Source organism: Venatorbacter sp. C2-1 (genome assembly GCF_022832715.1).
In the GTDB taxonomy this organism is placed as follows: Bacteria; Pseudomonadota; Gammaproteobacteria; order Pseudomonadales; family Oceanobacteraceae; genus Venatoribacter; species Venatoribacter alkanivorans.
Genome location: NZ_CP094879.1, coordinates 1,327,480 through 1,351,376 on the forward strand (window position 1 = coordinate 1,327,480; position 23,897 = coordinate 1,351,376).

25 protein-coding genes are annotated in these 23,897 nt (G+C 53.2%); 14 read left to right on the plus strand and 11 right to left on the minus strand.

All coding sequences use genetic code 11. From position 1 onward, the window contains the following. Positions 1-45: 45 nt before the first annotated feature. A complete protein-coding gene (locus tag MT343_RS05975) occupies positions 46-843 on the minus strand; it encodes a cytochrome C assembly family protein (RefSeq protein ID WP_145469228.1) in 798 nt (265 codons plus the stop codon). Between the two features lie 171 nt (positions 844-1,014). Here MT343_RS05975 and ffh point away from each other — a divergent pair, with 171 nt between their 5' ends. From ffh to MT343_RS06015, 8 genes are all read left to right on the plus strand, one after another. Continuing rightward, a complete protein-coding gene (ffh, locus tag MT343_RS05980) occupies positions 1,015-2,421 on the plus strand; it encodes a signal recognition particle protein (protein WP_145469229.1) in 1,407 nt (468 codons plus the stop codon). Between the two features lie 885 nt (positions 2,422-3,306). Beyond that, complete coding sequence (locus MT343_RS05985) at positions 3,307-4,164, plus strand: hypothetical protein (RefSeq protein WP_145469230.1); 858 nt, start codon at positions 3,307-3,309, stop codon at positions 4,162-4,164. A 62-nt stretch (positions 4,165-4,226) separates the two neighbouring features. Continuing rightward, a complete protein-coding gene (locus MT343_RS05990) occupies positions 4,227-4,622 on the plus strand; it encodes a DUF2750 domain-containing protein (RefSeq protein WP_145469231.1) in 396 nt (131 codons plus the stop codon). A 75-nt stretch (positions 4,623-4,697) separates the two neighbouring features. Continuing rightward, positions 4,698-5,243 (plus strand): hypothetical protein, encoded by a 546-nt coding sequence (locus MT343_RS05995; protein WP_145469232.1) that lies wholly within the window; start codon positions 4,698-4,700, stop codon positions 5,241-5,243. A gap of 245 nt (positions 5,244-5,488) precedes the next feature. Then, a complete protein-coding gene (locus MT343_RS06000; RefSeq protein ID WP_145469524.1) occupies positions 5,489-5,908 on the plus strand; it encodes a secondary thiamine-phosphate synthase enzyme YjbQ in 420 nt (139 codons plus the stop codon). 200 nt (positions 5,909-6,108) lie between these two features. Next, positions 6,109-7,416 (plus strand): Na+/H+ antiporter NhaC family protein, encoded by a 1,308-nt coding sequence (locus MT343_RS06005; protein ID WP_225692011.1) that lies wholly within the window; start codon positions 6,109-6,111, stop codon positions 7,414-7,416. 25 nt (positions 7,417-7,441) lie between these two features. After that, positions 7,442-8,371 carry a bestrophin family protein gene (locus MT343_RS06010; RefSeq protein ID WP_145469233.1) on the plus strand — a complete coding sequence of 310 codons (930 nt, stop codon included), beginning with the start codon at positions 7,442-7,444 and terminating at the stop codon, positions 8,369-8,371. Positions 8,372-8,652: 281 nt separating this feature from the next. Next, positions 8,653-8,835, plus strand: coding sequence for a hypothetical protein (locus tag MT343_RS06015; RefSeq protein ID WP_145469234.1), 183 nt, complete (start codon positions 8,653-8,655; stop codon positions 8,833-8,835). Positions 8,836-9,051: 216 nt separating this feature from the next. Here MT343_RS06015 and MT343_RS06020 read toward each other — a convergent pair whose 3' ends face one another. Further along, positions 9,052-10,647, minus strand: coding sequence for an ABC-F family ATPase (locus tag MT343_RS06020; RefSeq protein WP_145469235.1), 1,596 nt, complete (start codon positions 10,645-10,647; stop codon positions 9,052-9,054). A gap of 180 nt (positions 10,648-10,827) precedes the next feature. On the opposite strand from MT343_RS06020, the gene MT343_RS06025 reads away from it, so the two are divergent. The 3 genes from MT343_RS06025 (at position 10,828) to def (ending at position 12,520) form a co-directional block, all read left to right on the plus strand. Continuing rightward, a complete protein-coding gene (locus tag MT343_RS06025) occupies positions 10,828-11,382 on the plus strand; it encodes a DUF924 family protein (protein WP_145469236.1) in 555 nt (184 codons plus the stop codon). A gap of 145 nt (positions 11,383-11,527) precedes the next feature. Then, positions 11,528-11,992: a GNAT family N-acetyltransferase gene (locus tag MT343_RS06030; RefSeq protein ID WP_444875582.1), complete on the plus strand. Its 465-nt coding sequence runs from the start codon at positions 11,528-11,530 to the stop codon at positions 11,990-11,992. Positions 11,993-12,010: 18 nt separating this feature from the next. Further along, on the plus strand, positions 12,011-12,520 hold the full coding sequence (gene def, locus MT343_RS06035; protein WP_145469237.1) for a peptide deformylase: 510 nt from the start codon (positions 12,011-12,013) through the stop codon (positions 12,518-12,520). Positions 12,521-12,583: 63 nt separating this feature from the next. Here the strand turns inward: def and MT343_RS06040 are convergent, their stop codons facing one another. The 6 genes from MT343_RS06040 to MT343_RS06065 form a co-directional block, all read right to left on the minus strand. Then, positions 12,584-12,964, minus strand: a complete 381-nt coding sequence (locus MT343_RS06040; protein WP_145469238.1) for a carboxymuconolactone decarboxylase family protein — start codon at positions 12,962-12,964, stop codon at positions 12,584-12,586. A gap of 69 nt (positions 12,965-13,033) precedes the next feature. Further along, positions 13,034-13,519 (minus strand): MerR family transcriptional regulator, encoded by a 486-nt coding sequence (locus MT343_RS06045; RefSeq protein ID WP_243989467.1) that lies wholly within the window; start codon positions 13,517-13,519, stop codon positions 13,034-13,036. Next, the gene (locus tag MT343_RS06050) at positions 13,500-14,300 is read right to left on the minus strand and encodes a metal ABC transporter permease (protein ID WP_145469239.1); all 801 of its coding nucleotides are present in this window, start codon (positions 14,298-14,300) and stop codon (positions 13,500-13,502) included. The genes MT343_RS06045 and MT343_RS06050 overlap by 20 nt, the downstream gene beginning before the upstream one ends. Beyond that, a complete protein-coding gene (locus MT343_RS06055; RefSeq protein WP_145469240.1) occupies positions 14,297-15,220 on the minus strand; it encodes a metal ABC transporter substrate-binding protein in 924 nt (307 codons plus the stop codon). Before MT343_RS06055 ends, MT343_RS06050 begins: the two co-directional genes overlap by 4 nt. A gap of 10 nt (positions 15,221-15,230) precedes the next feature. Further along, positions 15,231-16,403, minus strand: a complete 1,173-nt coding sequence (locus MT343_RS06060; RefSeq protein WP_145469241.1) for a hypothetical protein — start codon at positions 16,401-16,403, stop codon at positions 15,231-15,233. Positions 16,404-16,477: 74 nt separating this feature from the next. Beyond that, positions 16,478-16,768, minus strand: a complete 291-nt coding sequence (locus MT343_RS06065; protein WP_145469242.1) for a hypothetical protein — start codon at positions 16,766-16,768, stop codon at positions 16,478-16,480. A 516-nt stretch (positions 16,769-17,284) separates the two neighbouring features. Here MT343_RS06065 and MT343_RS06070 point away from each other — a divergent pair. The 3 genes from MT343_RS06070 to MT343_RS06080 are packed head-to-tail and all read left to right on the plus strand — an operon-like array spanning position 17,285 to position 19,412. Beyond that, complete coding sequence (locus MT343_RS06070; protein WP_186435925.1) at positions 17,285-18,493, plus strand: M48 family metallopeptidase; 1,209 nt, start codon at positions 17,285-17,287, stop codon at positions 18,491-18,493. 11 nt (positions 18,494-18,504) lie between these two features. Beyond that, a complete protein-coding gene (locus MT343_RS06075; RefSeq protein ID WP_145469244.1) occupies positions 18,505-18,969 on the plus strand; it encodes a hypothetical protein in 465 nt (154 codons plus the stop codon). A gap of 11 nt (positions 18,970-18,980) precedes the next feature. Further along, positions 18,981-19,412 carry a hypothetical protein gene (locus MT343_RS06080; RefSeq protein ID WP_145469245.1) on the plus strand — a complete coding sequence of 144 codons (432 nt, stop codon included), beginning with the start codon at positions 18,981-18,983 and terminating at the stop codon, positions 19,410-19,412. A gap of 79 nt (positions 19,413-19,491) precedes the next feature. Here the strand turns inward: MT343_RS06080 and MT343_RS06085 are convergent, their stop codons facing one another. The 3 genes from MT343_RS06085 to MT343_RS06095 form a co-directional block, all read right to left on the minus strand. Beyond that, positions 19,492-20,622, minus strand: coding sequence for a CvfB family protein (locus MT343_RS06085; RefSeq protein ID WP_145469246.1), 1,131 nt, complete (start codon positions 20,620-20,622; stop codon positions 19,492-19,494). A gap of 207 nt (positions 20,623-20,829) precedes the next feature. Next, a complete protein-coding gene (locus MT343_RS06090) occupies positions 20,830-22,950 on the minus strand; it encodes a methyl-accepting chemotaxis protein (protein ID WP_145469247.1) in 2,121 nt (706 codons plus the stop codon). A 158-nt stretch (positions 22,951-23,108) separates the two neighbouring features. After that, complete coding sequence (locus MT343_RS06095) at positions 23,109-23,891, minus strand: crotonase/enoyl-CoA hydratase family protein (RefSeq protein WP_145469248.1); 783 nt, start codon at positions 23,889-23,891, stop codon at positions 23,109-23,111. Positions 23,892-23,897 lie beyond the last annotated feature (6 nt).

Consider the following 23,897-nt stretch of genomic DNA (forward strand, 5'->3'; position numbering starts at 1 on the left):
CTGTCAACTGCGCCAGCAGGCTTGCTGGCGCAGAAAGCGGCTGAATCAGCGCTGCAACACCATTTCCAGCACAAACTTGGTGCCGAAATACGACAGCACCAGAAAGCCTGTGCCTATCAGGGTCCAGCGGCTGGCAATCACGCCACGCCAGCCAAAACGGTAGCGGCCAACCAGTAAAATAGCGAACACGATCCAGCCGAGGCTGGCGAACACCACTTTATGCAGCAGATGCTGGGCTTTCAGATCGAACACATAAGGCCAGCCGATGGCAAAAGCGGCGGTCAGCAGGATCATGCCCAGCCAGACCATTTCAAACAGCAGTAAATCCATGGTTTGCAGTGGCGGCAGCGCCTGTACCAGTCCCCGTGTCTGGCGTTTTTTCAAAGCCAGATCCTGCAGATACAACAACACCGACTGCACCGCGGCGATGGTAAAGACGGAATAGGCCAGTATCGACAGCAGAATATGCCAGGCCAGGCCATAACTCAGATGCTCAAGTGGCATCTGCTGACCGGAAACCGCCGCCAGCAGCAGAATCACGGCGGCCATTGGCAGCAGGCCGATAAACAGGTTGTCGACCGGTTTCTTCCAGCCGGAGAACAGCAGCAGCAGGGTGATGACCCAGCAGATCAGTGAGCCGACTTCGAACATGGCGAAGTTAATGTGTTCGCGTCCCAGCATATCCATGCCTATATAACCCAGGTGCAGCAGGGCAGCGATCATGGTGCTCATCAGCACCGGCATGCGGTTGGCGGTTTTCTGTCCGCTGACGGTCTGCCACTGGCGCCATGCGGCAAACAGATAAAACCCGGCGGCGGGCAGCGCCAATACTAATCCTGACATGAAAAATCCTCTTCAGAGGGCGGCAGTTTCGCACATGCCGCAAACGGGTAAAAGAGTACTGTGTCACCGTATCCGGCAGAATCCGTCTGTGCCGGCAGGTACGGAGTTTGGGGCCTGCGCTTTGCCGGGGTATACTGCCGGCTGTTTTGTATCTGGGTACGAGTCATCGCGATGTTTGAGAGCCTTACCGACCGCCTGGGGAATGCCCTTAAAAGCATTACCGGCCAGGCCAAGCTGACGGAAGAAAATATTAAAAGCACCGTACGCGAAGTGCGTATGGCGCTGCTGGAAGCCGACGTGGCGTTGCCGGTGGTAAAAGCCTTTACCGAACAGGTAAAAGAGCGCGCCATCGGCACCGAGGTGCTTAAGAGCCTGAATCCGGGCCAGGTGTTCCTGAAAATTGTTCATGACGAATTACAGAAGGTCATGGGCGATGCCAACGAAAAGCTGAATTTGTCGGTTCAGCCGCCAGCAATCGTGCTGATGGCGGGTCTGCAGGGTGCCGGTAAAACCACCACCGTGGGCAAGCTGGCCAAATTTTTGGCTGAGCGCGAAAAGAAAAAGGTGATGGTGGTTTCTGCCGACGTTTACCGTCCGGCAGCGATCAAACAGCTGGAAACCCTGGCCAACGATGTCGGTGCCTTGTTCCATCCGTCGTCACCGGATCAGAAACCGCTGGATATTGCCCGCGGTGCTATCGATGCCGCCAAGCGTGCCCATGCCGATGTGCTGCTGGTGGATACCGCTGGTCGTCTCGCCGTTGACGAAGAAATGATGGCCGAAATCAAGGCGCTGCACGCCGGTATTAATCCGGTGGAGACCCTGTTCGTGGTTGACGCCATGACCGGTCAGGATGCTGCCAATACCGCCAAAGCCTTTAACGAAGCGCTGCCGTTAACCGGTGTGATTCTGACCAAGGCTGACGGTGATGCCCGTGGTGGTGCTGCGCTGTCGGTGCGTCATATTACCGGTAAGCCGATCAAGTTTATGGGTATGGGCGAGAAAACCGATGCGCTGGAGCCTTTCCATCCGGATCGTGTCGCCTCCCGTATTCTCGACCTGGGTGACATCCTCACTTTGGTGGAAGAAGCCGAACGTACCATCGATAAACAGAAAGCCGAAAAACTGGCGAAAAAGATCAAAACCGGTAAAGGCTTTGATTTGGAAGATTTCCTCGACCAGATTCAGCAGATGAAAAACATGGGCGGCCTGACCTCCATGCTCGATAAATTACCGGGCATGGGCAATATGGGGCAGATGGCCAAGCAGACCGATGCGGCAGAAAAGTCCTTCAAACAGATGGAATCCATTATCTATTCCATGACCCGTGAAGAGCGCCGTTTTCCGGACAAAATCAACGGCTCGCGTAAAAAGCGTATTGCCGCTGGTTCCGGCACCCAGATTCAGGACGTTAACCGCGTACTGAAACAGCACTCACAGATGCAGAAAATGATGAAGAAAGTCACCGCCAAAGGCGGCATGCGCAAAATGATGCGTGCCATGGGCGGTATGGGTGGACCAGGCGGCCCAATGGGCGGCGGTGGTCCGTTCGGTGGTGGTATGCCGCCGATGCGTTGAGTGCCGGTAAGGTGCTGACAGGCTCGCTACTACGCTCTGCGTAGTCGTGCCTGCCGCCTGAGAGGATATAAGACGACTGTTCCGGCAGTCGTTTTTTTTTGGCTGGAAGGCGTTGTGTTCTGAGTTGTAGCCGCTGCGCGGGTTGGCTTTTGGATTACATTGAAGCTAATGCGGGGCTGCCTGACCGCCATGGATGGCGGAAATGCCGATTGTACAGGAGCACACAATCGGCCCTGCGCCGGGCCTCGTGCGCATGAATTCAGCCGCAACGCCGGATATAAACCAAACGCCGAATTGTAGGAGCGGGCCATGCCCGCGATAGCGCTCGATTAAGCAGGCCGCAGGCGCATACATTCAGACGCAACGCCGGATATAAAACAAACGCCGAATTGTGGGGGCGGATCTTATCCGCGACGAGCCCCACATTCACTCTGATATGTAGGGTGGGCACTGCCCACCAAATGGCCTGTAAAGAAAGCCGCTGCTCAGCAATGAGTGGCGGCTTTGTTGCAGGTATCAGCGATTCGTCCACGAAGCCCCGTATATAAAGAATCGGTCGAACGATATACAGTATATTTTCGTGCTATACGCAAATCAGGCGCGCTGATTATTCGTGCTTGCTCATATTGCCAGAGGCTAGTAATTTAAACGCCAAATCAATCAATAGCTTGCCCTCAGAGTGACAATAGGGGTTTACAAGCTGACTGGTTAATACAGCTGCGTTCTGAGCCTGAATTAACAGGCGTGCGCGTTCTTACAGAAAGGATTTTTGAGTTATGGACGATTTCTCAGCAGGGGCAATAAGTTACGCGGTGGGCTCGAAAGAGTCGCTCAGGATAAATGCGCGGAATACAAATACACTGTTAAGCAGCCAGTGAGGGAACTATGGCCGATACTTTAAGCCTATTGCAAATAGGGACTAATGGTTTTGCCCTATTTGTCGCTGGCTGGATATATGCCGCGTATATAAAGAATATTAGAGCTTCATTGACGCAGAAAGATGAACAGATCAAAACGGTTGAAAAGAACCTTTTATTTTGGAAAGACAAGGCGAGAGAGTTTGAAAAGAAAACGCCTGAATATATAGAAGAAATTCTAGCGAAAAGAATTAAGCATCGTGAAGAAGAGATCGAACGCCTTGATAAAGATAGAGAGAGTGGTACAAAGTTGTTGGGTCAGAAAACTGCAGAGGTGGCTCGTCTCAAAGAACAATTGGAAAACGCCACATATCTCGGCAGAGCGCTCACATACTATGATATCGACTCCGATGAAGATGTTGTTATTCCTGAGAGTGATATTGAAGTAGAACACCTAGGAGAAATATTTGTTGATTCGGCTTCTATTCTGATAACTGATCCTATGTATGTAGATCATGAGTGGAGGAGAGATGTTGAATATGAAGATTCTCGAATTTATAAATATGTCCCTACAGGTAAAATATATCGGTTTGGTGTAGATTTTAGCCACTACGAAGAAATAATCCCCGATCTTAATAAAACGCCAAATGTTCTGATAAAAGAAAATAATTTTGTTCAACTGGAGCTGGAGCGAAAGTTTACATATTCGCTGCCGGGCTCAATGTACGCAAGCTCTTCCAAGAGCGGTTATGCCGAACTTGAATTTAGAAAAGGTCATACTGGTGCAGGAATTTGTGTCCGCACTGTGCATGGTGATGGCGGATATCAGGTGTACGGTGAGCGCTATAAGGGCAACATTTATCGTATCTACATAGATTTACAGTGAAAATTCTTAACAAGCGCAGCGACTCGCGCGTGTTGCGAGCATTATGTTTCAGGGAGAGCTCAGTGTCATATAATATGAATGAAAAGCATTATGAAGCTGTATTGGCGCTAGATAGCAGTGATAGATACGATCACTTCATCAGTAAGGTGGCGGACTGGCGACAACTATGGGGCGTCAAAAGTGAGGAAGGTTGGCTTGTCCCAATCGCACCTGAAGACTTTGAATATTTCCCATTATGGCCACATTACGAGTATGCACAGAAAATCACTGATGAGAATTTTCCAGGGCACACTGCGGCGGAAATCAGCTTAGAGGAATTGCTTGATCATTGGCTGCCTCTATTTGAACAGGATAAAGTGAAATTAGCGGTATTTCCGAACAAAGAGTGGATCTTTTGGTGTGTTGATCCACAAGACTTAAAAGAAAGATTGCTAAATGAAATGGCTAAATATGAATAAAACCATAATAAAATACTCAAGCTTTAGATTTTTCCGCTGCGCTGCAAACCAGTCGCGAATGCGAGCGTTACCTATATGAACATTACGCTTACTAGATCATTACTTGTAATTTTGTTACCGGGAGCTATGGCGCTTTCACCTTGGATCGTGCTTTTACTTATCACGCATCCTGATTACATACCAATATATAAAGAATATAAGTATGAGCTTTTAGGTATTGGTGCGGGACTTTCAGTATTGTTTGGAATGATTTTCGAGGGTATAAGCTCTTATGTAGAGGTAAGGTGGGATGATACGATCGGTTGTACGTATAAAGTTGAAGAAAACTGGCATAAATATTTAGCAGCTTCATATGAAAATGAACCAGTAGCATATCGCTATATCAGCACTAAAGTGACCACAATGTATTTTGAGTTTGCAATGATGTGGGTGGCTGCTAGTTCTGCTTTTGGTTGGGCGTGGGTTGTGTGTTCTTTTAAGCCGCTTCACTTTGAAGCTTGGGCATGGGCTTGTGTAATTGTAGGCCTAAGTATGTCTTGGTACTTTAAATACATGGCAAAATCATCACACGAACTTCTTTGCATCATTCGATTAAAAGTTAATATGATCAACAACAAATAGTTAGCAAGACCAAGCGTGGGTCGCCATACTGCGTGCGGCTTATCACTGTAAACGGCATTACATGAAGACCGAAAACTCAAGGATCGCCGATATAAATGGCGATCCTGAATCAGAACTTTCACCTTGACCTTCCGCCGCCATGATTGATTACCTGAACAGCGTGAGTGCTCAACCTGCGCTTTTTACCGGTGTTTTAACCAGAGCCTGATTCAGAGGAATAATGCGATGACAGGAGTAATACGATGATCTGGCTGCAACAGGAGATTCAGCTCAGCGCCAAAGCACGCGGCTTTCACCTGATTACCGGCGAAATCCTGCGGCAGTTGCCACAGCTTAAACAGATTCAGACCGGGCTCGCGCATATTTTTATTCAGCATACTTCGGCGTCGCTGACGGTGAATGAAAATGCTGACCCTACGGTGCGCAGTGACTTTGAAGCGGTCTTTAACCGTCTGGTGCCGGAAGGCGAGCCTTATTACCGCCATACGCTGGAAGGTGACGATGATCTGCCTGCGCATATTAAAGCCAGCCTGCTAGGGCCTTCAGTCACTCTGCCGGTGACAGATGGCGCCTTTAATCTAGGCACCTGGCAGGGCATTTATCTGTGTGAACACCGCGACCACGGCGGCCCCCGGCGCTTACTGGTGACTCTGCAGGGCGTCTGAGTGCTGCTTATTTGCTCAGGCATCCGGAGCGAATCCGGTCAGTTATGCCCTCATAATTATTTGTTCTTAGGGATAGCGGGTGCTTCCTTTACAATGCCCGCCTTTCATCTGCTGGCAGGACTGCTCCCGTGAGTCTTAACACTTCTTCTGAACCTGGCGCTGCGGCGTCTTCTTCATCGGCCACTTCTTCAGCGGCTGCTGTGGCCCCATCCGCGCTGGCATTGTTGCCGATTGGTTTGTTTCTGGCGCTGTTTATCGGTGGTGGTCTGTATTATCAGCAGGCCGGGGTGGACTTTGCCTTCTATCAGGTGCCGGCCCCGGTGGCGATTCTGCCGGCCATTCTGCTGGCACTGTTGCTGGCCCGTGGCACGCTGAACCAGCGCGTCGATGCTCTGATCCGCGGTTGTGCCGATAACACCCTGATTACCATGGTGCTGATTTTCCTGCTGGCCGGTGGTTTTGCCAGTGTGGCCAAGGCCATTGGCGGTGTGGATGCGACGGTGAATTTTGGTCTCAGCCTGATTCCGGCGCCGCTGGTATTACCGGGTTTGTTTGTGATGACCGCTTTTATCGCTACTTCGATGGGTACCTCCATGGGTACCATCGCAGCCATTGCCCCCATTGCGGTGGGGATCAGCGAAGCAACGGAATTATCGACGGTACTGACCATCGGTACGGTGATGGGCGGGGCGATGTTTGGCGATAACCTGTCGATTATTTCCGATACCACCATTGCCGCAACCCGCACCCAGGGTTGTGAAATGCGCGATAAATTCCGCATGAATTTCAAGATTGCCTTACCGGCGGCAATCATCACCCTGTTATGGCTGGCTTATCAGGGCGCGGCCAGCGAGGCGCAGCAGGTGAGGGGTTATGACCTCTGGCTGGTGCTGCCTTATATCGCGGTGCTGGGCTTAGCGCTCAGCGGCCTGAATGTGTTGCTGGTGCTGTTCGCCGGTATTGTTCTGGCGGGTGTGATCGGCCTGGTCCGGGTAGAGGATTATCATCTGGCGAACTGGGCGAAAGATATTTACGCCGGTTACGGCAGCATGCAGGAAATTATGATTCTGTCGATTTTTATCGGTGGCCTGGCGGCACTGATGAAAGCCGGTGGTGGCCTTGCCTGGATCGGTGCGTTTATTGACCGCCTGAGCCGTAAAGGCAGCGCTCCTAAAGATCACCGCCGCGCCGGTGAATTCAGTATTATCTCGTCGGTGGCGCTGGCCAACCTCTGTACCGCCAACAACACTGTAGCCATTATTATTTCCGGCAGTCTGGCGAAAGACATTGCCGAGCGTTACGGCGTAGACCCAAAGCGCAGCGCCAGTCTGATGGATATTGCCTCCTGTGTGGTGCAGGGCATTATTCCTTACGGTGCGCAGATGCTGCTGGCCGCCTCGCTGGCGGCGCTATCACCGCTGCAGCTGGTCAGCGCTGTTACCTATTGCTGGGCACTGGGGGCCGTTGCTCTGATCTCGGTTGTTATCGGTAAACCCGCAGGACGTTAAGTCCTGCCTTTAATAAGGCTGTTTTATGATTGTCCGTCCACGTCCCAATGCCATTGCGCTGCTGTTTGTGATTCGTGGTTCGGTTGTGCCGCGCATTTTTCCGCACCTGCTGGCGGTTGGATTATTTGCCGCCGCGGTCAGTGCGCTGCATGAACTGCGCTGGCTGAGTGTTCCTGAGTTTTCTCTTGCGCCATTTACTCTGCTCGGTGTGGCGCTGTCGATTTTTCTCGGTTTCCGTAATAACGCCTCTTATGAGCGCTGGTGGGAAGCGCGCAAGCAGTGGGGCGCGATGGTGTACGAAATCCGCAGTCTGGCACGCTCCAGCGAGACGTTGCTGGATCTGCAGGCCGAACATTCGGCGGCCGGACAATTGCGCCACGATTTACTGCACTGGTGTGCTGCACATTGCCATGCGCTGCGCGGCTCATTGCGTAAGCAGGACAGCCGCAAAGAGCTGAAACCCTGGTTAAGTAATGAGGATATCGAGCGTGTATTCAGCCACCAGAATCCGGCGGAATATTGCCTGCGCCGCGCCGGGCGGATTATTGGTGAACTGTACCGCCAGCAGCATATCGATGCGGTGGGCCTGCGGATTCTGGACGAGCATTTAACCCGCTTAGCCGCGGTGCAGGCCGCCAGTGAGCGTATTGCCACCACGCCACTGCCGTTTGCCTACACGCTGCTGACCCACCGTACCGCTTACCTGTACTGTTATTTACTGCCCTTTGGTCTGGTGCCATCACTGGGATGGTATGCGGCGTTGTTTACCGTCATCGTGGCCTACACGTTTTTTGGTCTGGATGTGCTGTCCGAAGAAATGGAAGAGCCTTTTGGCTGCGCCGCCAACGACCTGCCGCTGGATGCCCTGTGCCGGATTAACGAGATATCCATTGCTGAGTCGCTGGGTGAAACACCGCCGCCATTGCTGCAGCCGGTTAGGCATGTGTTGCAGTAATTAGGGCTGATCAATCACTGCTTCCCATAGCTTTTAAGCAGCACTATAGCTGACAAAAACAGCATTTTTTAACATCCAGGCCCAATGCCTCCCAGGGGAACTTATCCCCTTGCCGGCGGGCCGACCCCAGCTTCGCGCTGTGCAGGCCTTTTTCCTCCATTCAGACCACCTCGGTCACGGTAACGCGGATAATGGGCCATCCATGGCCCTATCCGCTCGCTCTGCATCCCTGCAGAGACGTACCTGCTCGTTGCTCTTCATTTCGGCGGCCTGCAGGCGCATTGATTATTCCGCCAAGCGGCTTTTCAGAACGGACATTACAGTTCGAGAAAAACGACGTTGCGGTTGAGATAAACCGCGCCTCTGGGCCCGCCGCCATGAGCGATGGTTTTTACGATCTGGCTGGCATGGATGCCAGACAAGCGTATGTGGCCATGGATGGCCAATATACGCGTGGTCAGTAAAAACCGAGTGAATAAGGATCACGGGCCAGAAAGCGCAAAGCAGGGGTTTGGGGATCAGATCCCCAAGTTGGGGCGCAGGGGTTTGCCCCGCAAAGGCTGTCGGGAATAACTGCGTCTGGAGGGAGCATTCAGGAAAGCACCAGAGCGGTTATTTCCTGAACGTCTGATGACGCTGCATCAGAACTGATGCAGCGTATCGCGTGGTAAAACCGGCGCTTATTCCACGCCTTGAGACTTCAGGTACTCGTCGTAAGTACCGTGGAAGTCTACGATCTCGTGATCGCGGATTTCGATAATGCGGGTCGCCAGCGAGGATACGAACTCACGGTCGTGGGACACGAAAATCAGCGTACCTTCGAACATTTCCAGCGCCGCATTCAGCGACTCGATGGATTCCATGTCCATGTGGTTGGTCGGTTCGTCCATGATCAGCACGTTGTGGTTGTGCATCATCAGCTTACCGAACAGCAGACGGCCTTTTTCACCACCGGAGCAGACTTTCACTGACTTCTTTATGTCGTCCTGGTTAAACAGCAGACGACCCAGAGTCGCACGTACCGCCTGATCATCGTGCTCGGTGGTCTTCCAGCGTTCCATCCAGGCAAACAGATCCATGTTTTCGGCGAATTCGTATTCGTGATCCTGAGCGTAGTAACCCAGGTTCGCGTTTTCCGCCCACTTAATGGTGCCGGACTTCGGTGTCAGGTCGCTCACCAGACACTTGAGGAAGGTGGTTTTACCCGCGCCGTTAGCACCGATAACCGCAATCTTCTCGCCGGCTTCAACCATCAGGTTGGTGTTTTTGAACAGCAGCTCATCGCCTTCATAACCGTGGCTCAGGCCTTCCACTTCCAGCGCCAGACGGTGCAGTTTCTTTTCCTGAGTAAAGCGGATAAACGGGTTCTGACGGGTAGACGGCTTGATATCGTCCAGCTTGATCTTGTCCATCTGCTTGGCACGGCTGGTGGCCTGCTTGGCTTTGGAGGCGTTGGCCGAGAAGCGCGATACGAACTGCTGCAGTTCAGCAATCTGCGCTTTCTTCTTGGCGTTTTCTGATTGCATACGTTCGCGCGCGGCGGTGGAGGCAATCATAAAGTCATCATAGGTACCCGGATAAATGCGGATATCGCCGTAGTCGATGTCGGCCATATGGGTACAGACGGAGTTCAGGAAGTGACGGTCGTGCGAGATGATGATGATGGTGCACTTCATGTCATTGAGGATACCTTCCAGCCAGCGGATGGTGTTGATATCCAGGTTGTTGGTCGGTTCGTCGAGCAGCAGGATGTCCGGGTTAGAGAACAGCGCCTGCGCCAGCAATACACGCAGCTTCCAGCCCGGAGCCACTTCGCTCATCGGACCTTCATGCAGTTCGGTTGCGATACCGGCGCCCAGCAGCAGCTCACCGGCGCGGGATTCGGCGGTGTAGCCACCCATCTCAGCGAACTCACCTTCCAGCTCGGCGGCACGCATATAGTCGTCTTCGGTCGCTTCCAGGTTGGCGTAGATCGCATCACGCTCTTCCTTAACGGCCCACAGCTCTTTGTTACCCATCATCACGGTATCGATAACGCGATACTGTTCAAAGGCGAACTGATCCTGGCTCAGCTTACCCAGACGCTCGTTCGGCGTAATGCTGACATTACCGGCGGTCGGCTCCAGAGAACCGTCCAGAATTTTCATAAAGGTGGATTTACCGCAGCCGTTGGCGCCGATCAGGCCATAGCGATTACCGTCACCAAACTTGACGGAGATGTTTTCAAACAGAGGCTTGGCACCAAACTGCATGGTGATATTAGCGGTGGAGATCACGGGTCAATCCTGATAGAAGAAGGGTTTTACGAAAGGGCGCGACTATACGTGTTTTTCGTGCAAAAAACGAGCATCTGAGGCGTTTTTGCGCCGCATTGGGATGATTTCACCGTCTGGTTTGAGGCTGGGTGAAAGCCAGGGGAGAGTCCGCCAGCCGCCCGGACATTCAGGAGAAAAATCATGGATACAGACAATATCAATGAACAGACCGTACTGGACTTCTGGTTCAGCGAACTGAGCCCCAAACAGTGGTGGGTGAAAGATCCGCAGCTGGACCGGGAGATTGAGCGCCGCTTTGGCGATATACACGCAGCTGCCTGTGCCGGGGAGCTGTATCACTGGCGTGTCAGTGCGCGCGGACGGCTGGCTGAAATCATTGTGCTCGACCAGTTTTCACGCAATATCTACCGCGACAGCGGGCGTGCCTTTGCCGCTGACCCGTTAGCACTGGTGCTGGCACAGGAAGCGGTGGCGGCAGACGCTGATGCGGGTCTGGCGGTGAGCGAATGCCTGTTTCTGTATATGCCTTATATGCACAGCGAATCGCTGCTGATTCACGATGAAGCGCTGCGTCTGTTTGCCCGTCCGGGGCTGGAAGATAACCTTAACTTTGAACACCGCCACCGCGATATTATTGCGCGCTTTGGCCGCTATCCGCACCGCAATGCCTTGCTGGGGCGCGAATCGACGGCAGAAGAACTGGCGTTTTTACAGCAGCCGGGGTCGTCATTTTAGGATTTGTTCAGAATACAGGTACAGGGAATCGTTATGTTTACGCTTGATATTAATGAGTCAGTCAGCCTGGCTCTGGTTCAGCCGTCGTTCGCCGGCCGCTATCTGGCGATTGTTGAGGCTGAGCGCGACTATCTTTCGGAGTGGCTTGCTTTCAGAGTGGCTTGCCTGGCCGCCCCACGCCGATTCGGAAGAGTTTTTCCTGCGCTTTATCCGTGGTGCTCTGCATGATTATGCCGATGGTAAATCGATGACATGCGCGGTGTTGTATCAGGGCGTTGTGGTGGGCAATGTCAGCTACAACAGCATTTGCCGAAACCTTGGTAAAGCAGAAATCGGCTACTGGCTGAGCAAGGAATATCAGGGGCGGGGAATTATGACAACGGCGGTCCGCTATCTTATTGATGATGCTTTTAATCGGCTGAAGCTGCATAAGGTGCAGATATCGGCTGCCGCAGAGAATGAACCGAGCCGTGCATTATGTGAACGTCTGCATATGACCCTTGAAGGCATTATCCGCAACAGTGAAAACCTTAATGGCCGGGTAGTGGATCATGCCATCTACGGGATACAATCCGCGCAATGGCTGGCCTTAACGGCCGCTGAAACCTGACAGGAACCCCTATTTTTTATGGCTGTTTTAACCGTATTACAAGCACCTGACCCCCGCCTGCGGGAAGTTGCCCGTCCGGTAACCGATATCCGCAGCGTACAGACGCTGATCGACGATATGTTCGACACCCTGTACGCCACTGACGATGGCATTGGTCTGGCCGCGACTCAGGTGGGCCGTCGTGAAGCCTTGCTGGTGATTGATCTTTCTGAAGAACGTAATGAGCCGCTGGTGCTGATTAATCCGGAAATTATCCGTGGCGAACATAAAGAAGCCGGTCAGGAAGGTTGTTTATCGGTGCCTGGCTATTATGCCGATGTTGAGCGTTTTACCTCGGTAACGGTGTCGGCGCTGGATCGTGATGGTAAGGCCATCACGATTGAAAGCGATGATTTTCTGGCGGTTGTCATACAGCACGAAATGGATCATTTAAAAGGCAAATTATTCATTGATTATCTGTCGCCGGTTAAACAACAGATGGCGTTGAAAAAGGTGAAAAAACAGCAGCGGGAAAGTGTTCGCGGTTGATTGATTGGATTCGCCGTCGGCAGGACGCTGACGGCGGTTTATTTTCCTAAGCGGGGCACTAAACTACAGTAGGCCACGTTCCTGCAGTACTTCTTTAAATGCAAACATGGCATTCAGTGCCGCCGGAAAGCCGGCATAAACCGACATCTGTAAAATCACTTCTTTGATTTCATCGGCGCTGCAACCAACATTCAGTGCGGCCTGTAAATGCACCTTCAGTTGCGGCTGGCAGTTACCGAGCGCCGTGAGCGCGGCAACGGTGGCTATTTCGCGTGATTTAAGATCCAGCCCCGGACGGGAATAAATATCGCCGAAAGGATATTCGATGGTGTAGCGCGCCAGATCCGGACAAATATCCTGCAGGCTGTCGATCACCTTATGCCCGGCTTCACCATCAATTTCGCTGAGTTTTTTCAGTCCCTGTTCAAAGCGTACGCTGGTCATATTCCTGCTTCCTGTTAATTAAAGAGAAAGCAGGTTAGGGCTTTGAGTTAACTCTAAGTCAAGCGGATTTCAGACCTTGCCGGTCAGCTGACGGTAATAACCGATTTTGTTATCCAGAACCTGCAGATGCTCCAGTTCGCGGGCAATTCTTGCCTGCAGAATATCGCGGTGCTGTTGCAGTAACTGCTGGCGTTCAGCCATTGTGCTGTCGCCCTGCGCGCGGAATTCTGCGTATTCAATAATGTGCTGCAGCGGCATGCCGGTGTCTTTGAGGCGCAGAATAAAGGTAATCCATTCCAGATCTTTATTGCTGAATACCCGGTGGCCACTCTGATTACGTGCAACCTGCAGCAAGCCGATTTTTTCGTAATAGCGCAGGGTATGGGCAGAAACCCCGGTTTGTTCGGCAAAGGCTTTGATATTCATAAGCGGAAGAGGGGTGTCTGAGTGAATGTTTGGCTGGTTGTGACTGACCAGCAAGGCCACCGCATGGTTCGCCGGCGGCCAGAGCAATTTTTTACAATGGAACGGCTTTTTATAGTGGAACGGCGGCATCCTGCGATGCCTTAAGTTTACCATTTGCCACGGCAGCGCTGAGACCACAAACCAGTGCCATGGCGCAGACAATGGTTGCTCCTGACGGCAGATCCCACAGCGCCGACAGCATCAGCCCGGCGGCATAAGCACAGGCCCCGGTAACGTAAGCACGCAGCAGCGGATGCTGGCGGACTTTCTGTACGGCAAGTGCCGGCATAATCAGGCTGGCAAACACCAGATAGACACCAACCAGCTGCACCGAGGTGGTCACACTGATGGCAAACAGGGAATAAAACAGCAGCGGGCTCTGTTGTTTGCCACGGACAACTCTCAGCCCAAACCACAGCGCCAGTACCGCCGAATAAATAATGGCCACCGGGATCAGCTGGCTGTAGCTGACCCACAGAATCTGCCCGGCAAGCAGGTCTTTTAACGCTTCACCGCCGTGCGGATTGCTGCTCAGTACCAGAATGCCGGCGCTGGCGGCGAGTACAAAGGCGCAGCCAATAATGGCTTCCTGATTGTCTTCCCACAGCGTCTCGGTGGCATACAACAACAGTGCACCGGCCAAGGCGGCAGCCATGGCAATCAGCTGAACCTGCCAGCCACCGGCTTCCCAGCCCAGACTGTAAGCAACGATAACGCCGAGACCGGCAATCTGGGCGATGGCCAGATCAAGGAAAATAATGCCGCGGCTGAGCACCTGACGGCCCAGTGGTATGTGGGTGGTCAGCACCAGCAGCCCGGCGAGAAACGCCGGGGCAATGATCGATAAATCCAGCGTGCTGAACAGGTTCATGGTGTGAGCCCAGCCAGCAGGCGTGAAATGGTGTCGTCGTAGAGGCTGAACAGATCCTGCGCCTGTTCACTGCCACCCACGGTAAAGGGCAAAGCAATGGCCGGAAGGCCGGTTTTATCCGCCAGCCATTCGTCAGCACGGCCATCCTGATAGGCCGCGCGGATGATCATTCTGGCCGGCTGGGCATCCAGCTGCTGCAATACCTCCGCCAGATGCCCGGCGCTGGCGGGCACGCCGGGTTTCGGCTCCAGCGTGGCTACTTCGTTCAGCCCCAGCCACTGTTGCAGATAACTCCAGCTGCGGTGGTGAACTACAACAGCAACACCGCGCAAGGGTGCTGCTTTTGTTTCCCAGCGCTGCATGGCGGCTTGCCAGCGTTGGCCGAAATCATCGGCGCGCTGCTGATAGGCGGCGCTGTTGTCAGCATCCAGCTGTTGCAACAGTGGCAGCAGGGCTGCGGCAACCTTGCTGATATTGTGTGGGCTGGTCTGAATGTGAGGATTACCACCGGGATGCACATCGCCTTGTGAGCGGTCGATGATTTGCGGTTTATCCAGGGTTTCGACAAAACGGCTGGCTTCAAAATAGCCGGGCTTGCCCGGTTGCACCCTGCTGTTACCGGACTGGCGCAGCAGCAGAGGCAGCCAGCCGCTTTCCAGCTCGGAGCCGGTGCAGATCAGCAGGTCGGCTTTGCGCATCTTCGCAATCAGACTCGGTCGCGCCTGAATATGATGCGGGTCCTGTAAGGCGGTGGTAGCGGTGAACACCTCAACGTTATCACCGCCCAGCTCCTGCGCCAGTGCGCCCCATTCCGGCTCGCAAGCGAAGATATTCAGCGCTGCAGCCTGTGCAGTGCTGCAGCCACCAACAAGCAGTAACGGCAGCAGAACAGCGCGTGCTTTGTGTAATATTTTTTTCATCACGCTCTCCTTAAAAACGGTGCGCGCCGTGGGCGCCGAGGCTCATGGTGTATTGCAGCAGCCACTGATGATCGATCTGTGGCTGAGACTCATCGCGGTTGTATTGCAGACGCAGACGGCTGAACTCGCTGTTGCTGTAATCCAGCATCAGGCTGTTGCGTTGTGGGGTATGGTTTTGCGCGTCGAGCATGGTGCCGGCAAAGGCGGCATCATTCTGGCCAGCGTCGAGCTGATCGTGGCGCACACCGGCACGCCAGCCGTGGGTAAACTGATAAATTGCCTGCAGATACCAGCCTTTGGGTGTGGCCGAGTAGGGCAGTTCGCTGCCACCTGCGGGGGTAAAGTCACCGTCGTTTTTACTCAGCAGGTACTCGCCCTGCACTTTAACGCTGCGGTTATAGGCGTTGCCGCCGGGTGACCATTTCCACACGAAATCGGCAATGGCGACCTTACTGCTGCCGCTGAACAGATCCGGGTTATCTTCGTCGCCGCTTTCACGCGCATCGGCATTGGCATTCAGGTACGACAGACCGGCGCGCCAGCTGCTGCTCTGGCCTATATCGCCGCCGCTGTGCACAAACACCGACCAGGCCCCCTGACCCTTACTGGCGCTGCCGCCGGCCGGATAAGCGCTGCCGTTAAACCATTCCGCGCCGACTTCGGTGTACAGCTCGGTCGGTGCCAGCCAGCGTAACTGTACGCCGTCGTCTTTATATTGCGTACCCAGCAAGGCACGGTACGCCAGCGCAGTATCGGCAAAATCCCAGGTGTGGGCATGCTGTTCGTTGAGATAACCGATGCCGGAGAAGAATCGTCCGCCGCGGAAAGTCAGGCCGTCTGCCGGGCTGGTTTGCACGTAGGCGTTTTCTACTTCGGTTTCATCACCGAGCGCGACGGTAATGGCACCGAACCAGTCGGGATCAATATTGGCGCTGATGTTTAATTCCGACTCGCCCAGCGCAAAGCCCTGGCTGCCGGGTTCGCTTTCTCCGCCTAAGGGCAGACCGGCGATGGCGTAGTCATCGGGTTCACGGGAAAAGTGGCCGAGTGTGCCATTCAGAATCAGGCCAATAGCCGGATTAAATGCATTGGCAGAATCGGCGGCCCACAGTGGAGCGGGCAGAATAGCGGACAGGCTAAGCAGGGCACAGCAAGGCAAAATGCCGGTACGGGATACAGACATGGTGTTCTCCTGAAAAAATACACGTATCACCGGTATGCGCTAACACACCGGTAACGATTCTGGGTTTAACGGATTCAGGAAAAACGGGGTGGGGCGCGTGCCTGTGAGGCTGTTAAAACGGTCGTTGCAGTGCCAGGCGCTGGTGGACAGATGGTGCTGTGCTGGTCAGGAATGCAGGGGGCTTCAGGACTGACGCCGGACAGGCCGGGTGTGCTGAGGTCGGATGCCTGCAGGCAGTAACTGCACAGCTCACCGGCGGGATGCTGTTCTGAGTGAGTCTGATGCCATAGCGCAGCCGACTGACCGATAAGCAACAGCATCGTCAGTAACAGGACATGGTTCAGAGAAAGCAGGGTTCGTTTCACAGCATCGGCACCAGATACAGGCGCGCTCAGACTAACACGCCGTCAAAGTGGGTCAACCGGCAATCGGAGCCAGTCTTATTTGCCGCCACACAGAAAATGACATGTTGATTTGCGCCATTTCCCGGACGCTGTCTCATCCTTCCGGACGAGGCCGGAACAGATATGGGCAGCTTCTGTTGTGATAAAACCGGGCAGAGGAAGCAGCCTGATCAGGCTTAGCGCGTATTTTTCTGCGGATTCCACCGGCATATATGGATTGTCGTTTTGAGACGTAAGTCTGATTCTGACAATAAAACATATTGTTTCTAACCGCTTTATCAATTGATGTGAAAGGATCGGCTGTCTAGAATGGCCGCTTACTGCTCAGTCTGTTTTATAAACCATATCATCAATAAGCAGTTTGTCTTTTCCTGGTTGCTCTGTGCGCTGATAGCGGCCGGGAATAATAATCTGTTGTTGATGTGAGTTTTGCAGGCTGATTTTCTGACAACTTGGAACGTTAAGCAGGTGCAATCAGTGAACGTCGAGGATGCGATCCGCTTTCAGTCTGACCTCAGTTTTTTTAATGAACTGCTGGCTGATAAAAAAATTCAGGTGCTGGCTGAAAAACGTATTAAAGAGGCCCGCCGTGATTCCTATCGCCGCAGTCTTCTTGGCCACAGCCTGAGGGTTACGGCCAGACTGGCGCCCGATCTTTTTAAGTATGTGCGTAATGCACAGGAAGCCCTGAATCTGGGCGATAAAAATGTTGAGGTCTACATCTATAACAGCCCTGAGCCTAATGCCAGCTGCAGTTACTCCGGTGGCGATGACATTATTCTGACCTTCAGTTCCGGTCTGTTAACCTCAATGAATGAAGACGAAATCAACTTCGTTGTTGGCCATGAACTGGGTCATGCTTTATTCAGCCATTATGCTTTACCGACCCATGCAATTCTTGAAGAAGGCACGCTGAATGCCAGTGATGCCATGAAGCTGATGTCCTGGAGCCGGCGCGCAGAAATCTCTGCTGACCGCGCTGGTCTGTTTGTCTGTAAAAGCCCGGAAGCGGCCATCAGTTCCTTCCTGAAGCTGTCCTGCGGTGTTGCTCATCCGATTATTGAATTTGATCTGAAAGAGTACTCGGCGCAGATTCAGGATTTATCTGAGTTATCAAAAAACACAGAAGATACATCCCATTGTTATTCCAGCCATCCGTTTAACCCTATCCGTATTATGGCCGTTGATTTATACAGCCAGTCGGATGAGTTTCAGCGTTTAACCGGACAGGGAACAGGGAATAAAACGCTGGCCGATGTTGATGACGGTATTCATAAAGTACTCGAGTATATGGAGCCTGTCAGCGATGAAGAGAAACAGGCCCTGCATAACCGGGCAATGTTCTGGGGCGGCGCCTGGGTGGCTTATGCGGACGGACATCTGGCCGATGCTGAAGCAGAAAACCTGATCGAGCAGGCCGGTGAAGAAATATACCGCGAAGGTATTCAGCTGCTGGAACAGGCTGAAGATCCTATCGGTCTTGCCCGTGAACAGTTTATTGAGAGCTCAAAGCCGCTGTTATCCCTGGGAGCTTCAAACCGCTGCGCCTTTATTCAGCGTCTGGTTGTGGTCGCCAGAGCCGATCAGAATATTGATGATCGCGAACTGGATGCCCTCACGGAAATGGCAAAAATTATGAATGTTGAACCTTCTTTTGTTCAGCAAATTTTAATGTTTCTCGAATAAGGAGAATCTTGATGACATCGAATGGAAGCACAAATCCATATCCAAACCCGTTCACCAGTAAGATTGTTGCTTACTGTGAAGAGATTGGCTGGAACTTTGAAGTCCGCTCTGAAACCTCGGTTAAAATGCTGTTTGTTGAAGATGACGGGCGTTCGCAGCTGGTCTTTTTTAACCGTCAGCAGGCGGGTAATGGCAGTGAAGTTGTATGTATTTCTTCGCCGGTTGTTCGCCTGAGCACCATCCAGGAATCTGATATCGATCAGAAAGCTTTCTTCAACGAATTGCTGGAGCTGAATGGCCGCTCCGCTAACTATCGCTGGGCATTTACCCGCATCAGTGAAGAAGATGAGCTACTGATCGCTGTTGTGGATATGCTGCTGGATACTATGGATCTGAAAGAAATGGCGATGGCAGTATCTGCCGTATCAACCGTTGCAGACCGTATGGAAAGTCGTTTTGGCGTGGACGAGTTTTAAAGGAGATTAAAATGTCGAACAAATTTCATGAAATCATTGCAGGTCACGCCGACAAACTTGGCATTAATCTGAAAATTGATAATGAGCGCATGATCAGCGCGATGTTTGATATGGGCGAAGGGCGCTCACAGCGTGTTCTGGTGCTGCATCACCCAAGCGAAGACGGTACTAAAGACATTGTTGAAATTGCCTCGGCGGTACTGGATTTAAGTGGTATGCCGGATCAGCAACTGGGTGCTTCTATGGCACTGAAATTGTTGCGTGAAAATGACAGTACACTGTGTGCATCCTGGGCCATCGACAAGGTTGGCGGATGTCACCTGGTTGCGATGGGCAACTGGTGGCTGGATGAAATGGATACTGATGAATTCGGTACCACGCTGTATGGCGTAGCCGCAATGGCGGATAATCTGGAACAGCAGCTCGGGGTTGATAACTTCTGATGCTGTAACGAAAACGGCCGCGCATAACAGAGTTATGTGCGGCCGTTTTTTATCCTGCTGCTTTGTCAGGATATGTTCTTCAGGATTTCTTTTTCAGACTCAGTGTTTTTTCCGTTTTTGTCTTTGGGTTACGGTACACTTTAGGCGCTGATTTTTTCTCAGCCGGTTTTTTATCAGCCTGATCCTGATTCCTTTCTTCTTTCTTTGTACCTGTTTTCTTCGTGTCTGGTTTTTCTGCTTTCTGCGTTTTTGGTGCAGATGTTTTTTGTTCTTTAGCCGGTTTTCTGGCGTCTTTACCCGACTCTTTTTTCGCTTCTTTTTTCAGGTCTTTATTGACCACAGCTTTCTGGTCAGCCTCTGTTGCCAGACGGATACCACTGTCTTCGATCACAATTTTGCGTTCTTTATACAGTTTGCCGATGGCCATTTTAAAGGTACGTTTGCTGACCCCGAACTGCAGTTCGATCAGCTCTGCCGGAGAGTGGTCGCTGAGGCCTAAGAGGCCGTGGTTATCTTCCATTTTCTGCAGGATTTTTTTCGCCAGCGGGTCGGCTTTGGTATGGCCTACCGGCTCCAACATCAGATCGAGTTTATGATCGTCACGCAGACGTTTGATATAGCCTTCAACCCGCTGGCCGGTACGAATGGCTTTGCGGATATCGTCGTTGTGCAGCAAACCCCAATAGGTGTCGTTGACTACGGCTTTGTAGCCGATGTCGGTGCGCTGGGCGATCAGTAATTTTACTTTATCGCCGGTGGCCAGCGGTACCGGAGCACCGGGCCAGTTGGCTTTGACTTCGTCTTTGATAAAACGGTTTAAGCGCGCGCTGGCAACGATACGGTCGGTGTTATCGAGGTACAGATAGACCGCATAGGACTTACCGGCTTCCATGCGGTGGGTTTGCTCGGCGAAGGGTACGAACACGTCTTTGGCCAGACCCCAGTCGAGAAAGGCTCCGGTTTGATTTACATCCACGGCTTCCAGCCAGGCGACCTGATGCAGCTGTGCTTTAGGGCGCAGGCAGGTGGCAATCGGACGGTCGTCGGAATCAAGATAAACAAAGACTTTAAGACTGTCGCCGATTTGCGTGCCGGCAGGAATTTGTTTGCGCGGCAGCAGAATTTTGCCGCCGTCGTTGTCATCCAGATACAGGCCGTGGGGCTGTTCATCGAGTACGGTCAGGGTGTTGTAGCGTCCGAGTTCGGCCATGATGGTATTCCGCGGCAAGGTGTTTCGGGGGCAGCATTATGCTGTCGTTTGTATCAGGATAGGCTGGCCTGTGGCCGGCGGCGCGCAGTTTATCACAGCCATGGGCGGAGGCAGAGTCCGGGTTCGGGCATTTCCATCCATGCGGGGCCGATAAAAAAGCCCCGCCAATGGTGATTGGCAGGGCTTGTGGCTGTTGCGGGTCTGCACTCAGGTACGCAATGCGCCCAGCTGTTTATCCAGACGGTCGAGCTGTTCGGTGACGTTATGGCTGCTCTGGTTGGCTTCCTGTGCCAGCTCGGCCAGCATGGTGGTGGCATCACCGATCACGGTGAGGTTGCGGGTAATTTCACCGCTCACCGAGCTTTGTTCTTCGGCTGCGGTGGCTACCTGACGGATATGATCGGCAATTTCGCTGATCGCCTGTACTACTTCTTGCAAAGAGCCATGGGCTTCGCGGGTGGATTCCATCGCCAGCCCGGCTTTCTGGCTGCCACTGTCAATGATGCTGACGGCGGCTTTTACCTCGCCCTGCAGGCTGCCAATCATATTGTTAATTTCTTCGGTCGATTCCTGGGTTTTGGAGGCGAGGGTACGTACTTCATCGGCCACCACGGCAAAGCCACGTCCCTGTTCACCGGCACGGGCGGCTTCAATGGCAGCGTTCAGTGCCAGCAGGTTGGTCTGTTCGGCAATGGAGCCAATAACCACCAGGATGCGGTTAATATCGTCGGAGCGGGCAGATACTTTGGTGATCGACTCGCTTGCGGTATGCATGTTTTCGCTCAGCTCCAGCACCGTATCTACCGCGGAAGACAGGTTCTGCTGCGATGCGGTGACGGTCGAATGGATATCGTTGGCCCGTACCGCAACGTCGGAGGCAATGCGTGATACTTCCTGCGCTGTGGCCGACATTTCCTGAGTCGCGGTAACCACGTTATCCATTTCACTTTGTTGCTGATCGGTGGCTTTACGGGTTTTCTGGCTGATTTTCAGGTTCTCGGCTGACTCGCTGCGCACTTCGTGACTGACTTCTTTCAGCGCCAGTACCAGATCGCGCAGTTTGCTGAGGAAACGGTTAAAGCCGCCACTCAGGCTGATCAGTTCGGCGTGGGTATCAAGTTGCAGACGCTGGGAGAGATCGCCATCGGCGCTGGACAGTTGCTCGACCTGTTTATTCAGTACTTCCAGGGGTTTGGTAATGGACTGAATCAACAGGGTTATGGCAACCAGAGCGGCCCCGGCGAGAATCAGCGCCAACAGCAGCTGGCTGCTGAGTACTGAGGTTTTTTCATCGGCGACCAGCGCTTTCAGGGTTTCAAGATCGGCGAGGGCGACGTTCAGCGGCAGTTCGATCAGCAGTGACCACTCACTGTTGGAGGCCGGAATTTTCAGCCCACGGGCAACATACAGGTTATCTTTTCCGCTCAGCAGACCGTCGCCTTTATGCAGTTTGCTCAGCGTATCGCCTCTTTCCGGCAGAGACTCTTTTAAAGGCCGCATCAGCTTATCTTTGTAGTGGCTTGAGGCGACCACCAGACCTATTTCACTGAGTAATGTTACCCGGGCTTTGCCGCTGTAGAGCGACTGGCTCAGTTCATCCACCAGTTTCTGGAAAATGGGCAGGTTAACGTCGACACCGGCAATGCCGCGGAAAGTACCATTGGCGATAATCGGCGCGGTGAGACTGGTCATCAGTTCTTCATAGCCGGGGCTGATCTCATACAGGTAGGGTTCCATCAGGCAGGGAACTTTTTTATCGCGGCTGCAGAGATACCACTCGGATTGACGGATGCCGAATTCATTACGGGCATCGAGGTATTTTTCGTCCGGATCGTCGACTTTCTGCTGTTCGACCTGACCGGACTGATTGCGGATCCAGTAGATTTCCAGTGAGCCGGTGCGTTCGGCGTTGTAAATCAGGCCTGAGTCGACGAACTCGCTGTCACGACCATCGAAGCCGTTACGCTCGAACTGGGCGTATGTGGAGCTGACATCCTTATTGGCTGCAAGTGCGGCCCCCATCATTGCGCTGACCTGAGCGCGGCTGCCATCACCATTTTCAATCGCGGTTTTAATGGCGGCAGCCATTGTCATAGGAATGCGGTAGGCGGCGTTGATGTAGTTACTGATCTGCTCGCCATAGGCCTGGGTTTTGGTCTGCAGTTGGGTAATAACGGCCTCGGTCAGATTTTTTTCACTGTGCTCCTGCAGTTGTTCGCTGAGCGAACTGATGCCCTGATAACTGCGCCAGGTCAGGGCGGCGGCCAGCAACAGAATGGCTGACAGCGTGATGGCAAACAGCTTGGTTTTAAGGGGTAAGGATTTCATGCAAGGCTCCGGAAGGCGTGGTCATACCAAATCAGTATAGTTTCTGATCTGATCTCTGCGTCCGGTTTGCCCGATTTGTCCTCTTGGGCTGCTTAACCTGATGAAAAAACAGGAAAAACCGCCGTCATCACGGTTTTTCCTGTGGCGCTGTTGCTGTTTCAGCGACCGCTGAACTTTGCCGCGCGGCGTTCCATAAATGAACGTACGCCTTCGGCGGCATCGTCACTCTTCAGCACCTTACCCATATCGCCGAAGACGGTGCTCAGTGCAGCGGTATCACCGTGCAGACGCGCGGTTTTTGATGATTTCAGCGCGGCGCGCACACCCAGCGGGGCCGCGGCGGCCACTTTCTGTGCCAGTTCACGGGCACGGCTGTGCAGCTGGCTGAATTCACAGAGTTCGGTCAGCATGCCCCAGTCGTAGGCCTGCTGGCCGCTGAATTCATCACCGGTCAGCAGATAACGCTGTGCCCGTGCCCAGCCGATTTCTTCCGGCAGGCGCACCGTACCGCCGCCGCAGGGGTAGATACCACGCTGTACTTCCAGTTGGGCAAAGCGGGTATCGGCGGTGCCGAGGCGGATATCGGTATTGAGCAACAACTCCAGACCGGAGGTGTAGCACAAACCATGCACGGCAATGATCAGTGGCTTACTCAGGGTTTCGCCGGAAATACCGTAGGGGTCAATTTCATCTGCGGCCATCTGCGGGGCGCCGCCCTGAGCAAAGATAGGGGCCCATTTATCCAGCTCCAGACCGGCGGTGAAGTGTTTGCCATCGGCCAGAATCACGCCCACGCGCAGATCATCGTCGTGCTGCAGGCGGTACAGTGCCTGTGCCAGCAGATGGTAACTCTCCGGGTCGAGGGCGTTCAGTTTGTCGGCACGGTTAAAGGTGATGGTGAGGATATGCTCACTGGCTTCAACGAGTACTTTGGCAGTCATGGTGTG

Coding starts and splice junctions, on each gene's coding strand:
- MT343_RS06010 (WP_145469233.1), top strand. CDS start 7,442: ATGATTGTCCGTCCACGTCCCAATGCCATTGCGCTGCTGTTTGTGATT.
- MT343_RS06075 (WP_145469244.1), top strand. CDS start 18,505: ATGACATCGAATGGAAGCACAAATCCATATCCAAACCCGTTCACCAGT.
- MT343_RS06045 (WP_243989467.1), bottom strand. CDS start 13,519: ATGCCGCCGTTCCACTATAAAAAGCCGTTCCATTGTAAAAAATTGCTC.
- MT343_RS06040 (WP_145469238.1), bottom strand. CDS start 12,964: ATGACCAGCGTACGCTTTGAACAGGGACTGAAAAAACTCAGCGAAATT.
- MT343_RS05985 (WP_145469230.1), top strand. CDS start 3,307: ATGGCCGATACTTTAAGCCTATTGCAAATAGGGACTAATGGTTTTGCC.
- MT343_RS06090 (WP_145469247.1), bottom strand. CDS start 22,950: ATGAAATCCTTACCCCTTAAAACCAAGCTGTTTGCCATCACGCTGTCA.
- ffh (WP_145469229.1), top strand. CDS start 1,015: ATGTTTGAGAGCCTTACCGACCGCCTGGGGAATGCCCTTAAAAGCATT.
- MT343_RS06085 (WP_145469246.1), bottom strand. CDS start 20,622: ATGGCCGAACTCGGACGCTACAACACCCTGACCGTACTCGATGAACAG.
- MT343_RS06025 (WP_145469236.1), top strand. CDS start 10,828: ATGGATACAGACAATATCAATGAACAGACCGTACTGGACTTCTGGTTC.
- MT343_RS05975 (WP_145469228.1), bottom strand. CDS start 843: ATGTCAGGATTAGTATTGGCGCTGCCCGCCGCCGGGTTTTATCTGTTT.
- MT343_RS05995 (WP_145469232.1), top strand. CDS start 4,698: ATGAACATTACGCTTACTAGATCATTACTTGTAATTTTGTTACCGGGA.
- MT343_RS06055 (WP_145469240.1), bottom strand. CDS start 15,220: ATGAAAAAAATATTACACAAAGCACGCGCTGTTCTGCTGCCGTTACTG.
- MT343_RS06095 (WP_145469248.1), bottom strand. CDS start 23,891: ATGACTGCCAAAGTACTCGTTGAAGCCAGTGAGCATATCCTCACCATC.
- def (WP_145469237.1), top strand. CDS start 12,011: ATGGCTGTTTTAACCGTATTACAAGCACCTGACCCCCGCCTGCGGGAA.
- MT343_RS06050 (WP_145469239.1), bottom strand. CDS start 14,300: ATGAACCTGTTCAGCACGCTGGATTTATCGATCATTGCCCCGGCGTTT.
- MT343_RS06060 (WP_145469241.1), bottom strand. CDS start 16,403: ATGTCTGTATCCCGTACCGGCATTTTGCCTTGCTGTGCCCTGCTTAGC.
- MT343_RS06080 (WP_145469245.1), top strand. CDS start 18,981: ATGTCGAACAAATTTCATGAAATCATTGCAGGTCACGCCGACAAACTT.